The 14752-nt window shown below is 51.9% G+C and carries 8 protein-coding genes; 1 reads left to right on the top strand and 7 read right to left on the bottom strand.

Annotated elements, in window-relative coordinates:
* Positions 1-101: 101 nt before the first annotated feature.
* The 3 genes from QZ305_RS10540 to QZ305_RS10530 form a co-directional block, all read right to left on the bottom strand.
* Entirely contained in the window at positions 102-365 is a 264-nt protein-coding gene (locus QZ305_RS10540; protein WP_294731863.1) for an FRAT-87 protein, read from the bottom strand.
* 374 nt (positions 366-739) lie between these two features.
* Positions 740-2137 (bottom strand): DNA repair protein RadA, encoded by a 1398-nt coding sequence (gene radA, locus QZ305_RS10535; protein WP_294731861.1) that lies wholly within the window; start codon positions 2135-2137, stop codon positions 740-742.
* A gap of 12 nt (positions 2138-2149) precedes the next feature.
* The gene (locus tag QZ305_RS10530) at positions 2150-2788 is read right to left on the bottom strand and encodes a regulatory protein RecX (RefSeq protein WP_294731859.1); all 639 of its coding nucleotides are present in this window, start codon (positions 2786-2788) and stop codon (positions 2150-2152) included.
* Between the two features lie 160 nt (positions 2789-2948).
* Here QZ305_RS10530 and QZ305_RS10525 point away from each other — a divergent pair, with 160 nt between their 5' ends.
* The gene (locus QZ305_RS10525; RefSeq protein ID WP_294731858.1) at positions 2949-6239 is read left to right on the top strand and encodes a PD-(D/E)XK nuclease family protein; all 3291 of its coding nucleotides are present in this window, start codon (positions 2949-2951) and stop codon (positions 6237-6239) included.
* Between the two features lie 70 nt (positions 6240-6309).
* On the opposite strand, the gene QZ305_RS10520 is transcribed toward QZ305_RS10525, so the two are convergent.
* The 4 genes from QZ305_RS10520 to recA are packed head-to-tail and all read right to left on the bottom strand — an operon-like array spanning position 6310 to position 14034.
* Positions 6310-9807 (bottom strand): UvrD-helicase domain-containing protein, encoded by a 3498-nt coding sequence (locus tag QZ305_RS10520; protein WP_294731856.1) that lies wholly within the window; start codon positions 9805-9807, stop codon positions 6310-6312.
* Positions 9808-9834: 27 nt separating this feature from the next.
* Positions 9835-10914: a hypothetical protein gene (locus tag QZ305_RS10515; protein ID WP_294731854.1), complete on the bottom strand. Its 1080-nt coding sequence runs from the start codon at positions 10912-10914 to the stop codon at positions 9835-9837.
* A gap of 19 nt (positions 10915-10933) precedes the next feature.
* On the bottom strand, positions 10934-12922 hold the full coding sequence (locus QZ305_RS10510) for a hypothetical protein (RefSeq protein WP_294731853.1): 1989 nt from the start codon (positions 12920-12922) through the stop codon (positions 10934-10936).
* Between the two features lie 50 nt (positions 12923-12972).
* Positions 12973-14034, bottom strand: a complete 1062-nt coding sequence (gene recA, locus QZ305_RS10505; RefSeq protein WP_294731852.1) for a recombinase RecA — start codon at positions 14032-14034, stop codon at positions 12973-12975.
* Positions 14035-14752: the final 718 nt, after the last annotated feature.

Below are 14752 nucleotides of genomic sequence, written 5' to 3'. Positions count from 1 at the left end.
ATAGTGGACTTTCACCACCCAGATATGTGCCATGCCGGGCACACAAAGAAAGGAGATTCCATAACGGAACCTCCATGTTCTTTATTCGTGAGTCTGACGACTTACTTCAGAGCAGCCTGAGCTTTTTCCAGGATGGCAATCTTGTCTGCTTCAGCAGCAGCTTTTGCATCTTCGCCCATAGCAGCGTGTTTCTTTTCCCAGCCCTTCAGGAAGCCAAGACGGTCATCAATGCGATCCAGAGCATCCTGTCCATACTTCTTGTCAGCATCATCAAATGTGTCAGCCAGTACGTCCAGAACAGCTTTGCCGTAAGCAGTATCGCCGATAGCCGGAGTCAGTTTTGCGATCATTTCATCTTTTGTCATGGATTATTACCTTTTGTTTCCAGCAAGGAACACCGTGACAGTGCCAGAGCCACTTATTGAGGAAACACTTTTGCCTTTCATTTGTTTAACAGGTGGCTTCCAATGAGGCTTGCGCCTTTCATCTCTTGCACCTTCATCATACTGACTTTGCTTGTTTATGAATAATGATATGCTCACTCAATTCTCAAAATCTCATTCATAAGCGTTTTGATACACCCGGTTGTGATGATTTGACCGTTCATGCCTGATTTGTCCGGTGATTGTTCTCAATCCCTGGCAGATTTCACCTGCAGGGCCCGCCAACATCAGCGATTGCCAGCGGGAGTATCATGCCCGGTGAACATAGAACAGCAGGAAAATGGATATCAGCACAGTCAGTTGCGCCAGCCGGCAAGCAGATGATCCAGCGCACCGCTGACGGTTTTCACCGGTATCAGGGATATGCTTTCTTCAGCAGCCTTCCCTGCCGGCTGCTGAAGAAGTGTCTCGTAACTGGCTGCAGGCAGAATGAATTCCCGGAATCCGAGTTTGGCTGCTTCCCGGATCCGCTTTTCAATCTGCGGCACCGACCTTACTTCCCCTGTCAGCGATATTTCTCCGCAGACCACTGTCCCTGAAGGGACAGGCTTGTCCTGCAGGCTGGAGACCAGCGTGACTGCCAGAGCCAGATCCAGGGAAGGATCAGACAGTTTCATTCCTCCGACAATGCTGGTGTACACATCGCTCCCGGAGATCCGCAGACCGCATTTCCGGTCCAGGACTGCCATCAGCTGCGCCAGCCGGCCCCGGTCCAGTCCGGTGGATGTGATTCTGGGCGTTCCGAGAGCGGTTCCTGCCACCAGAGCCTGGCATTCTGCCAGAATGGCTCTAGTGCCTTCCACAACACATGTCACACAGCAGCCGGCTGTTTCCCGGCTGTGATCCAGGAAAACACCTGATGGATCTGTCACTTCACGGAATCCATGTTCTGTCATTTCAAAAACCCCAACTTCGTTGGTGGAACCAAACCGGTTCTTCTGCGCCCGGAGAAGACGCAGAGAGTCGTATTTCTCTCCTTCAAAATACAGAACTGTATCCACCAGATGTTCCAGTATTTTGGGACCGGCAATGCTGCCGTCTTTGGTCACATGGCCCACAATCAGCATTGCAGCATGACGGCGCTTGGCGAGATTCACGAGAATGGACGTGGCTTCCCGCACCTGCGCCACGCTGCCCGGTGCAGAAGAAATCTCAGGAGAATAGACTGTCTGAACAGAGTCAATGACAATAACGTCCGGATCCAGCAGTTCAATTTCCGAGGCAATCACCGTGATGTCGCTCTCGGAACAGATATAGATGTCTTCTTCTTCGGCTCCCAGTCTCTGTGCCCGCATGCTGATCTGAGATGCCGATTCCTCCCCCGAGACATAAAGGACACGTGCCTGATGGCTCAGTTCCCTGCAGACCTGCAGCAGAAGTGTCGATTTGCCAATGCCCGGATCTCCCCCGATCAGAACCGCGCTGTCACTGACCAGTCCACCACCCAGAACTGTATCCAGCTCGCTGATGCCGGTTTCATACCGGGGACTGGAATCTGTCCGGATCTGTGAAACCGGGACAGACCGGACTGTGTCGTGGGTTCTGGCCAGAGTTTTTCCTGTGCTTGAACGGGCTGTTTCCGGTTCTTCCGGGTGAAGCGTTCCGAATTCTCCGCAGTAAGGACACCGCTTCAGCGGTCTCAGTGATTTGTATCCGCATTCGGTGCAGATATAGCCGAGTCTGGTTTTTGCCATGCTTACCTTTCTTCAGTCTTCTGCATTCCGCAGCAGTTCATTGGCAGCAGACTGACATACTTCGCTGTCAAATCCTCTGGAGTACAGAAACCGGTACAGCTTCTGCCGGATTTCACCACCCGAACCGGTTTTCCTTTTCATCTGTTTCAGTTTTCGTGAACCGGCTTCCAGAGCTCTCTGTCTTGCTGTTTCGCGGTCATACAGTTCATCCTGCGCCTGCTGAATCAGTTCCGGTACCAGCCCTTTTTCCAGCAGGGCGTGATGGATTTTATCAGGACCCCATCCATTCAAATCGCGATGGATCCGGACAAAACTGCGGCAGTATTCGGCATCATCCACCAGCTGCAGTTTTTTCAGCGTTTCAATTACATGCGCCGTGATTTCCCGGCTGAAGCCTTTGTCTGTCAGCTTTCTGTACATTTCCTTCTCAGTCCTGGGACCGTATTTCAGAATCGCAGCCGCACAGGCAGCAGCAGCTTCTGTATCACTGTGCTGTTTCAGCTGTCTGTACTGATGTTCCGTCAGCTCACTGTCAGTTCTGATTCCAAGTGTCATCAGAGTTTCCAGACTGACAGAGGCAGCGAAACTGCCGTCTATATCCACAGAGATTCTGTCATTGGTTCTGTTTTTTCGCAGACCTGTGATTTTCATGGCTGTTGCCTCCTTCTTCCATTACTTGATGCAGTATACGCTATTTTTCCGCCTGTCTGTCATGGGATTCAAAAAAAGTCGACAGCAGGCACGGATACTGCGCGTTTTCCCGGTATACTCAAATCATGAAGTTCTTCAACAGAATCATCAGGAGGTATTCATGAAAAAAAACAATCCTCTTTCCATAACATTCTGCGAAGGTCCTGCCAGTGCCGATTTTTCGGGAACACTGATGAACCGGATGAACCATTCCATTGAATCAGATCAGCTGTTCATCATCTCCAGTCACGCCTTCAGTGAAATGCAGAGGGAGCTTGCCCGGCAGCATCTTCCCTGCCGGTTGCTGGGCCGGCAGCAGATTGCCGGCTGGATTGCCCAGAAAGCCGGTCTGGAGGAGACGGAAGTGGCAGATGAGCACAGCCGGACCCGTATCCTGGAGCAGATTCTGGCAGATCCATCCCACAACTTCCGGTTTCTGGCTTACAGCCGTCAGCCAGAGACCGCAGCCAGGGATCTGGGAACGCTGATTGGACGATTGCAGAAAGCCGGAGTGCAGCCGGATCAGCTGGAAACCATCATGCAGCACCGCTTTCTGTCGAAAGCTTCCGAATGCCGGTTTCACGATCTGCTGGTCATTATGAAAGCCTATCTGACATCCCTGAAGAAACAGGGAAAAACCAGCCGTGAGGATTTCATGCTGGAAATGGCTTCCATTCTGGAAACACTGCCCATATCTACCGGTCATGTTTTCATTGATGTTCTGGATGATTATGATTACGTGACCCAAAAACTGCTGGCAGCCATCCTCCTGAAGGCGGATTCAGCGGATATCGCCCTGCCTGTGATGCCTGCAGACTGCCGGCAGGAAGGAAATGCCCATTATCGCCGGGCTTCAGTTTTCTACAGAAATCTGATTCGGGAAGTTCGCCTGAAATCAGCACGCCCGGTCCGCATTGACACAAAACCGGCTGTCACAAAAGACCGGTCCCCTTCCCTGGAGGCGGTCAGCACCTGGCTGGAGGGTACCGGACAGCCTGTCCTGGAAAAGAACGACTGTATTCAGTTGGTACAGTGCATGACCCTGGAGGATGAACTGGTGGCGGCTGCTTCCCGCATAGCCGAATGGATTGCCCAGGGCGTGAGCCCCTCCGGGATTCTGGTCACCGGTGCTTCCATTGGAAAATGGCACGAAAACCTCTCCAGACTCCTGGCTGCAGAAGGACTGGATTCTGTTTACTACCAGGGTGAAACACTGTCCCGCAGCCCGGTATACGGCACGTTTTCCTCCCTGCTTGCCTGGATTCAGGATCCGGATAACGGCGGAATCCTGGCCAGTCTTCTGTCCGGCGAGGGTCTGGGACTGGACTGGCAGGAACGGAGAACACTGCTTCACTTCATCCAGTCACAGGGACCGGATCTGAAAGAAGGACTGACGAGACTGAAAAAATACGGACAGGCGCTGGAAGAAGAAAACCCCGCTGCCAAACTTCCTTCCTCTGCTTCCAGACAGCTGCAGGAGGTCAATGCTGCCATGGACCATCTGTATGCCCTGACAGAAACGCTGCGTCTGAAGCTGGAACAGGCTGTTACAGTCAGCGACTGCTGCAGCGCTCTTCTTGATTTTGCGGAAGGAAGTCCATTTCTCGCATTTCTGCAGTCAGTCTGGGAAACAAGCCGCTCAGAAGACGTATCCAGAGCCGAATCTCTGGAACAGCAGTGGAAAGCCTTCAACCGGCTGATTCTCCAGCTTGACCGGACATGCGGCAGCGAAGTCATGTCACTGGAGAGTTTCAGCCGGCTGATTGATGAAACGGCGGATGAAATCATTGTCTCCACCTCAGGCCAGAGACAGCTGTCCATTCAGATGGAACCTCTTCATTCCTGCAGAACCATTCACTGCACCCATCTGTGCATTCTGGGAGCCGGGAGCAATGAAATTCCGGTTCTGCCCAACCCGGCATTCATCACTGATCAGGAAACAGATGTACTGACAGCCGCCGGTATTGACTTCCGGTCCAACCGGGACTGGGCAGATGAATCCGCCACTGATGCAGTCTGCGCCATCGCCAATGCCTCCGACTCTGTCTGGATTTCCTGGCATATCCGCAACGACGATCAGGAACTGGAACCAGCCGGTTTTCTGCGTCCACTGACAGCACAGCTCCCCATAGATGACCGGACAGGTGAAAGTCTGGCAGAAAACGCATTTCTTCACGATATTCTGGATCTGCAGAAACAGAAAGGGTTGCCTTCCTACGCTGAAGCCGCCCGGATTCTGCAGATGAAATACGGGTACAGTGAACGTTACTCCCGTCTTCTGGAACAGGCTGATGCATGGATTCACCGTGACTGGAAGACCTTCAGTTCCAGCGCTGCCTCTTCCCTGTTCAAGGGAACTGAACGGCTGTCTGTCACCAGTCTGGAAAGCTACAATCAGTGTCCCTTCAGATTCTTCATGCAGCGGGGACTGCGTGCCCGGGATCCGGAGCAGTATGAAGAAACCAGTGCAGACCGCGGAACTTTCCTGCATGCTGTTCTCAAAGACTGCCTTCAGGAAGCAAAGGACCGGAAGATTTCGGCAAATGACACAGAAACCATGGATCAGATTCTGGAGCACAGTCTTGAGAAAAATCTGAAAACCCACAATCGGCGGGTACTGGAGGGCGGCGGACTCATGACCTATGAAAAGGCCATGCTGCTGCAGTCAGCCAGGGATGCACTCCGGCTGATCATGGAGCAGAATGCAGAGTCCGGGTTCAAACCGGCATGGCTGGAATATGAGCTGGGAGATGGCAGCGGAATGGAGCTGCCACTGTCAGATGACTCGTCCTTCCGGCTGACAGGCATTGCTGACAGAGTGGATACCTGGGAGACACCGGAAGGAAACCGTTTCGGCCGGATCATTGACTACAAAAGTGGAAGAAAAAAGAAAGACCTGACCCGTGAAACGGTGGAAGCCGGACTGAACCTGCAGCCTCCTCTGTATATGATGGCCCTGGCTGCTGACAAAAACCTGCAGCCTGCCGGCATGTATTATGACCGTCTTTCAGAGGAAACAGTTGAGCTGAAGACAGCTGAAACACCGGATACATCACGTGTTACGGGCAAACGGCGCAGCAACCGGCAGATGTCCGGTTACACGTTGTCACGGCCCGATGTTCTGGAAGCTTCGGATACCGCTTTTGAACCTGGAACCCCTTCCTATACGTCCGGTGTGATTCCTTTGACGACCACAGCCAAAGGAATTGCCAATGCAGTTTCCTCCCAGTCACTGCTGTCAGCAGAAGAAATGGAGGAACTGATGAATCTGGCAGTCAGGAAAAGCTGCGATACCATCCAGTCCATAAAAAAAGGCATCATCGTGGCAGATCCTCAGAAAGAAAACGGACGGTCTCCCTGCACCTGGTGCCCTTTTCAGGAAAGCTGCCACAAAAACCTGAGCGGATTCTGATCTGCATCCACCATCTGAATGATTCCCGCAAAGAACAACGCGGAGGAACTGATAACAGTTCCTCCGCGTTCTATTTCTGTCCGTGTTCATCCAGCTGTGTCAGGAAAGCGGTATTCTGTCTGCTGTACACCTGTGCAAAGCATGGAACATCCGTGAAAATCAGCCAGCTCGCCTCTATATCAATATCAAAATTATCCAGCAAAACCTGACGATAGAGTTCCATCTGGATCCGGTGATGCTCAATGCGTTCTGCCAGTTTTTTCTCAACCCCCGCTGATCCCGGCTTTCCGCCGATGACATCCGATTTGTAATCATACAAATACCATTTTCCATCTTTTCGGACTACCAGGTCCATGATCGCCTGAATTCGGGTTTTCAGATCCCCTTTATATTCGGAATCAAGTCTGGAGTATGGAAGGAGGAGACTGCCGGCTTTTTCCCGGATCACCGCATCTGCCTGCAATATGGTTTGCGCTTCAGGCTGTCTGAACAGCAGGCGGAGTTTTTCCGGGTCTGCAACCTCCCTGTTTTCGCCAAACATATCCACCATTTTATTCTCGAGATACCCCGGGTCCTGGATTCTGGAAAATTCTATCTGTTCCATCAGCGCATGGAGCCGGATCCCCCGCTGGGCTGCTTCCTGATGATCTGTATCCTCGTCAAGCTGTTCTTCATTACGTACAACGCGGAAGGGACTGCTCTCCTTCTGTGCGGTTCCCTTGAGACTGGCTGCGGCTTTGGAAGCACCAACCGCAATGGGAACCGGATACCGGTCCCGCAACACAGTCATTTCTTCCTCCGGTTCGAACTGGTCCGGATCGGCTTTCAGAGGCTGATATGGAACTACTGCTGCAGGCTGACTGCCTGTTTCCAGATACCCGGCATAGTCCATCATGCTCTGTTCCCTCCAGGCTCCCCGATGATCAGGACAACTGTTCAGGGCGTCAAGGATCCAGCCCATCAGGGAGGAAGCTGACTTTCCGTCCTCCGGTTTCTGCCCTGTTATCACCAGCTCTTCCTGCGCACGTGTCATAGCCACATACAGCAGACGGCGCTCCTCCTCCAGCGATTTATTCCGGTTTTCAGCTTTGATCAGGTCGTCCAGGAAAATAGACCCTTTCAACCCCAGCTTCGGATCCAGGTATGGCAAAGCAGCTGCATGTTTTTCCGGATTGCTGATGTCATGGGCAACATCCAGTCTGGAATCCAGGATACCGGAGGATCCCTGAATGTTCTTTCCGGCGAAGGGGATGATAACAATGGGATACTGCATGCCTTTTGATCCGTGAATGGTTGTCAGGAGCAAACAGTCCTTTCCGGCAGGAGTTTTGGCAGATGGTATGGAATCCAGATCCGGGTCCAGACTGTTCAGCCCCCGCACAAAAGCATGAAGCCGGTTTCTTCCGTCCCGCTGAAAATCCGAAGCCATCTTCAGAATGAGGTCCAGATTTGCCAGGCGCTGCAATCCATCCGGCAAAGAAGCACACCAGGTCCTGAATCCGATCTGGTCAGCGGCCCAGCTGATGGCATCTGACAGCGGCGAACTGTCATCCAGTCTTTTCAGATCACTGATAAACCTCGTGATTTGCCGGCATTTGTTTCCCAGTTCAGTTTCCGGAGTTTCTGAACAGACTTGAATCCTGTCTATATACCTTTTCCCGGAGACGCATGCAAGGCTGGTCATATCTTCATCGGTAAATCCGAAAAAGCCATTGCGGAGCATATTCAGAATCGCAAAATCATCTTCAAATCCGGCAGCCAGACCCAGAATCTGAATGAGCATCCGGGCTTCCAGCGTTTTCAGAAGCGGCCCTGACTTATCCAGAGAATAGGGAATCTTTGCAGAGCTGAAAACCTGTACCAGACTGTTCAGGAACTCTGTACGTTTTCTGCCTATAACAGCGATGTCTGACCAGCGGCATGGACGCATCCCGCCATTTCCGTCATTCAGCTCCGGATCAAATATATCCTGTTTCATCCGCTTCAGAATGTACCCTGCTATGGCTTCACTCTCCAGAAAACCGCTGTTGTCCTGCGCTTCCAGCTCTTCTTTTGTACAGGTTATCAGCATGGTTTCCTGAACCGGTCCCATCACTGTTCTTCCCACCTGCAGACGGTCACCTTCCCCATATTCCAGTTCGCGGGAGGTTGTCGCAAGATGAGAAAAAATGTCATCACAGCAATTCAGAACGTTGGTGGATGACCGGAAATTCTGAGCCAGGTTGATGACGATCCCCTCCTGTGTGTTTCGCAGATAGCGTTCACTCCTGTGTCTGAACAGCAGCGGATCTGCACTCCGGAAGCGGTAGATGGACTGTTTCATATCGCCAACACAGAACAGGTTGTGGTCCCCTGCAACACGGGATATGATTTTTTCCTGCACAGGATTGGTATCCTGATACTCATCCACAAAAACATGCTTGTAGAGCTTGCGGTACTGGTCGGAAATCATAGGGATACTGAGGATCTGCAGAGCATAGGATTCCAGGTCGGCAAAATCCATCAATCCCCGGGCTTTCTTCAGATCACCATACCGCTGGTCAAACAGACCAGTCAGCCGGATGGTGGTTTCTACAACCGGCTTCATGACCTGCATCCGCCGGATCTGTTCCTCCAGCACAGTCTGGATCTCTGTAAATTCCTTCAGCGTGCTTTTGGCGTCAGCAAACAGTTTTTTTGCCTGTGTCTGCGAACCGGTGTCCACAATCCGGGCACTGGTTTTCTGCAGAAAGGCAAAGTCATGAGAAGTCAGTTCCTGCAGTCCCGCAGATTCCAGCCGGTGGATCAGCCCGGCTGCCTGTTTTTCCATATTCAGCAGATACGCCACGGATTTGGGCTTCTGTTCCGGATCCTGCGCCAGAAAATCCGCATTCTCTTCCAGCTTCCTCAATTCCCTGAGCAGGATGTTCTGTATGGACTCCATTGCGGCTGTGACAATATTTTCCTCATTCCAGCCTGAGAGTGCAGTCTGGATCCAGAGATCTCTGTCATCAAAAGAGGCCAGTTTTTCAGACAGCCGGCGAATCTCGCTTTTCGTTTTCCGGACACCGCCATATGTACGAAGAACATCAGATATGGTTTCCTGATCTTTCTGCAGGGCTTCGCTTATGATCTGGTCCAGTACATCGTTCTTCATCCTGGCCTGATTCAGATCCTGAATCATCAGAATATTCGCCGGCAGTCCGGCCAGAGCATGATTCTGACGGACCACATCATTGCAGAAAGAATCTATGGTCTGAATGGAGGCAGACGGCAGCATGACCAGCTGCTTCCGGAGAAATGCAACTTCCTTCTCCAGCGAAGGATCGTCCTCTGAAACAGAGAGCCTGGCTTCTGCCTGTTCCAGAAGTGTCTGCATTTTGGCTGAAATACGGTTCTTCATCTCCTGTGCTGCAGCTTTGGTAAAGGTAAGAACCAGAACCTCTCCGGACTGGACGCGTCCGTCTGAGAGCATTCTGACAACCCGCTCCGTCAATACATGTGTTTTCCCGGATCCCGCTCCTGCATTGAGGAGTATGGATGTTCCTTCTGTGGTGACCGCAAGCTGCTGACTGGCTGTAAGTGGCATACCTGATTTCCCTTTCCTGCTGTCCGATTACGCTGCCGAGTCCGGAACAGGCCAGGGATCAAGGCCCAGCTTTCTGCACAGCTCGTTCAGCTCTCCATGATAATACAGATACCGGACAGCACAGATGCCCGGAAACTGTGCTTTGCTGCTGATTTTCTGTGTTCTGTTCAGCCAGGTCCTGAGAAGAAGAGCGCCATCCTCGGAATCTGCTGCCTGTTCCAGCCGCTCACGCACAGAAATCATCACGCCTTTTTTCAGCGGAATCTGTGCATCCCATGCTTCTTCGACGGAATTCAGTACCGGGGTACTGATCCGTCCCCCTTCCTGGTTGACCCATCTGAGACTGCCGTCTGCAGCTTTCCGGACAAATGCCACCTGATCCGGGCGGTATTCGTCCGCTGCTGTCTGAATGGCCGATTCCGAACGATTCAGTTTCAGGACTGCTTTCTGTCTGTTCTCCTGCTGATGCTCCAGCCGGTTGAGTGCATAGTGCAGATCCCTGATTTCCAGGTCCTGCTTTGCCTTGACTTCCCGGGCAAACTCCAGCTGACTGTGAAGGGATACCAGTTCATCCTGGAGTGCTTCCAGCTTCAGCCTGGGGTCTTCTTCGGTTCCTTTCTCTTCACGCTGCTTCTGCTGATCCTGCAGTTCTCTTGTGGAAAGAACCGGCAGACTGAAGCCAAGGCCGATTGTCAGAGCATTGATCAGTTTCTGCCTGAGGACTTCGAACAGATCCCTGGTATCCAGTTCCGGTCCAGTTTCATCCCGGCTAACCTGACAGTAGACCCGCTCGCCGATGGTATCCTCCGGATTTCTGAAGAATTCCATCCCGCCGATCAGCTGCCGCCCTTCCGCCAGCATTTCAGGTTCCAGCTGCCGGATAATGCCCTGCGGATAGGTATTACGAAGCCACGCCAGGCGGAACTGATACGGCAGATACTGCTGCTGTCCTCGGTACGGATCTTCATAAATCCGTACATAGTCTTCCAGATTCACACCCTGCTCCTGAATGTCCCTCCGGCTGTATCCCGGAGGATAGCTGCCTTCCGGAATCCCGCTGCATCCGTCTGATGCCTGTTCTGTAACCTTTGTTGTATCTGTATTCATTGTCACTTTCTCCAATTGTTCACAACCGTCCAGTATCCTCTGCAGGCTGCAGCTGGGCAATCATTTTCCGATAGGCTGCTGTCTGCCCCAGCCGCATCACAGGACCGGTTTCCTCCGGAATCCGCAGAAACAGCCGGGTACCGGACGGACGGTAACAGCGCAGCACACCTGCTTCCTGCAGGATTTCGAGACATCGGGAGAGCTTGAATGGAGTCAGCTCCTGTCCTGTCCGTGTAGCCACTGCCGGTGTAAGAAGAGTCAGATCTGTAGCTGCCCAGCCATGTTCTGGAATCATTTCCCGCAAAATGCGATGGACCCGATTGAGCTCGGCTGCGGTGGGAACAAGCACTCCTGCTTCTGCTCCATATTCTTCCAGGATTTCCGGAATGGTCACCAGTCCATTGATATACAGATCATCCTCATCTATGGAACTTCCGGGAGCATAAACCGGTTCCCATATCAGATGTTTCAGTCGAAGAATCAGACTGCGGTCCTCTCCCTGCTGACAGACATCAAGACGGCAGACAGCACTGACAGTGATTCCTGCCGGAAGAATGTCCTCAAAGTCTCCCAGTCCGGTGCCTGTTGCCTGTATCGTTTCTCCTTCATAGTCAGAAAGCGAAAACACGGCATCCAGATTCTCCGGATCTTCCTGACTACGGTGCAGATCCTGTATTTTCAGGTTGCGGCACAGAAAGAGAGGTTCTGGGTTGCCGATCCCAAACGGTGCCAGTTCCCGGATTTCATCCCAGGATTCGCTGATCAGCTCATCCTGTCCGATTTCCAGATCAATGATGGTTTCCGGAACAGGAAGGCTGTGATCCAGATGGATGCCAGCCTGCATCAGAACGCTTCCGGGCTGATCCTGTCCGGTTCTGTGAATCACAAGACATCTGCCCTCTGCACACAAACGAATGCCATGCCCATTCCGGCCGAGCAGTCTGGCTGCAGCATGAGCCAGACTGGTATCCGGAAACCCTGCAACAGTCTGACTGCTGTCTGAGAGCAGAACGATCCGGTTCAGTTCTCTGGCCAGCCAGACTGCCGGATGGATGGCTGTCACCGGATCCGGGAAAGAACAGTCTGTTTCCAGAAACCCGTGATTCTGGCTGACAGTTCCTTCCATGAGTCCCTTCATGACCTGGTCGGTTATGGATACTGATATCCGTTCCTGGTCTTTGTGCATCTCCTGCAGCTGCCTGAACTGATCTGCAGCCTGCAGTTCGTCATCTTCTGTCAGGTATCGAAGAGCAAGGTTTGTCCGGCCTGCGATGATGGCGGACAGCAGCATACGGCAGAAATCATGAACAGAAGCTGCGGTTCTGACCAGCCGCCAGCAGGGCATGATTGAATGACTCAGCCACTCCAGACCAGTTTCTGTAAGAAAATCAGGAACAGATCGAACAGGCACACCGGCTGACTGCAGCGCTGCGAACACAAAGGGAAGCAGATCCTCCGGCTGGCGCAGTGACTGCCCGGAATACAGCTGTCTGAGCAGTTCCCAGTTCTGCAGAATGAGATTTCCTGCCGGATATGCAATGTCCTGTCCTTTGCCTTCTGCTGTCAGTGTCAACGGAGTGATTCCGTAGTTTTGCAGATGGTTCAGGGCCCTGTCGTCGTGTGTTCCAGGAAGAATAAGCAGAACAATATCGGTCTCTTCCAGTTCGATCTCCAGGGCATCCTGGAGACTGATTCCGGCAGTACCGGATTTGATTTCTGCAGAAATCCGCCAGTCTGCCGCAATTCCTGCACGCTGGAGGCCTCTGATGTTCATGGCTGCCAGCAGCACAGATTCCGGTGAGGGATCACAGAATACAAGAACCCGTTTGCCAGTTCCGGCAGCTGCCAGCAGACACTGAGCACACCTGGCTGCTGCAGTCTGATCTGCTTCCATAACTCCGCCGTTTTCATCCGGCCCTGTTCCGCTGACCTGCTGCAGCCTTTCCGGCAGCTCTGCAGTGGAATCCATTTCCGGATTCCGCAGCAGGAACTGAACTGAATCCAGCATCCGCTCACCTCCCATCCCAGATTTCCATAGTGCCTGTCTGTTTTCCGGAATCACGTTTCTTCCGCATGATGATCCTGATCGTCCAGTCCCATTTCCCTTCGGACAGAACTCTCCAGGGAACGGGCCTGTTCAGGATTCTGCCTCAGCCATTCCACAGCACTTTGCGTTCCCTGCCCGATTTTTTCACCATCCAGAGAATACCATGAACCGGTTTTCCCGATGAGTCCCAGTTCCACTGCTCTGGACAGAATCTGTTTTTCCAGTGAAATCCCGGAATCGAAATACAAATCAAATTCAGCTTCCCGAAACGGAGCAGCCACTTTGTTCTTTGTAACCCGAACGGAAATGGTACTGCCGGTAATTTCGCTGCCAGTCCGAAGTGTTTCTTTCCGCCGGACTTCCAGCCGCATGGAGGCATAAAATTTCAGCGCCCTGCCGCCTGGTGTCACCTCCGGATTTCCGAAAGTCATGCCAATGCGCTCCCGCAGCTGATTGATGAAGATCACAGTCGTTCCCATCTGATTCAGAACAGGCCCGCAGCGGCGCAGTGCTTTGGACATCATCCGGGCCTGCGCACCCAGCTGGAGATCCAGCATGTCCCCGTCGATTTCAGCCTCCGGAAGCAAAGCGGCGACTGAATCGACTGCAATCAGGGAGAAGAGTCCCGATTCTGCCAGCGAAATCATAATATCCAGTGCCTGTTCCCCGGATTGCGGCTGTACAAATGCCAGGTTGTCCAGATCAACGCCCAGCATGGCGGCAAACCCGGTATTCATTGCCTGTTCCACATCGATGAACGCACAGCGCCCTCCTTCTTTCTGCACGCTGGCGATGCACTGCAGAGACAGAAGCGTTTTGCCGGCTGCTTCCGGACCGTAGATTTCCACGATTCTTCCCCTGGGCAGTCCTCCGATTCCGGATGCTTCATCCAGAGAGAGAATGCCGGTGGAATAATGCGGACAGCTGGCGGTCAGTTCCCCCAGATGAATGAGTGTTCCAGGTCCATATTTTTCTTCGATGTCCCTGACCAGTTTCTGATAGAGCTCATCCGTCTTGCCTGCTCCGGCTGCGGCATCTGCAGTCAGTTTTTCCGGTTTCTTTCTTCTTGCCACGTCAGCCTCCCGAATCATCATCCATCATGATGCATTCCAGTCTGTTCAGCAGGAATGCTCATGGCTCTGTAATTACTTTACCATCTTAACCGGCAGTATCTTTGCATCAAGGCTGCATTGGATGCAGATTTCCTTTGAAATGAAAAAAAGTGAACTGCCTGGTAACAGATATCATACGATTCAACATGCTATGCTGCAGATAGTTATTTGTCTTTATTCCATGCCTTGTGTTTATAGATTTCGCCTTAAAAATCCCAGATTTCAGATATTGATTTGCCAGGAGCATTTACCGGAAGCAGATCATTATCTGAAACTCTGCACACATTCTTTGAAGAGATTCTCATCAACTATGCTTCAACGCTATGGATAAACAGAATATGGTAAAAAATACTATGAATCTGTTCCAAATGCTTCTGGTAACTATCTCATAGATTCGGAGCCCGGAAAACGGCTGGTCATTGTCCGTATCCTCGCTTTATTTCTACGTTTGTTCCCTGTCATCATGCTTGAATGAGTTTGTCTATGTCATTATTCATCCTGATTGGCATAGAACATTCACCATTCGCTTATTTCAAACATACATTAGCAGGTATAGATTCGTATTTTCCCATTAATAATTGAATAGATAGCACCTGTTCTGAGATGAATTCACAAGCTGCATGAACATACGAAATCTCATGGCTGAGTCAGCCACCTGCCATAGATGAAAACAGTAGTA

The organism is uncultured Faecalibaculum sp., assembly GCF_910588395.1.
Lineage (GTDB): Bacteria > Bacillota_I > Bacilli_A > Erysipelotrichales > Erysipelotrichaceae > Faecalibaculum.
Note: the sequence above shows the minus strand (reverse complement) of the source record. Positions and strands in the feature narration are given on the sequence as shown.

Excerpts from the sequence above, each read along its gene's own strand:
- radA (WP_294731861.1), bottom strand. The coding sequence starts at position 2,137 with ATGGCAAAAACCAGACTCGGCTATATCTGCACCGAATGCGGATACAAA.
- QZ305_RS10525 (WP_294731858.1), top strand. The coding sequence starts at position 2,949 with ATGAAAAAAAACAATCCTCTTTCCATAACATTCTGCGAAGGTCCTGCC.
- QZ305_RS10515 (WP_294731854.1), bottom strand. The coding sequence starts at position 10,914 with ATGAATACAGATACAACAAAGGTTACAGAACAGGCATCAGACGGATGC.
- QZ305_RS10530 (WP_294731859.1), bottom strand. The coding sequence starts at position 2,788 with ATGAAAATCACAGGTCTGCGAAAAAACAGAACCAATGACAGAATCTCT.
- QZ305_RS10520 (WP_294731856.1), bottom strand. The coding sequence starts at position 9,807 with ATGCCACTTACAGCCAGTCAGCAGCTTGCGGTCACCACAGAAGGAACA.
- QZ305_RS10540 (WP_294731863.1), bottom strand. The coding sequence starts at position 365 with ATGACAAAAGATGAAATGATCGCAAAACTGACTCCGGCTATCGGCGAT.
- QZ305_RS10510 (WP_294731853.1), bottom strand. The coding sequence starts at position 12,922 with ATGCTGGATTCAGTTCAGTTCCTGCTGCGGAATCCGGAAATGGATTCC.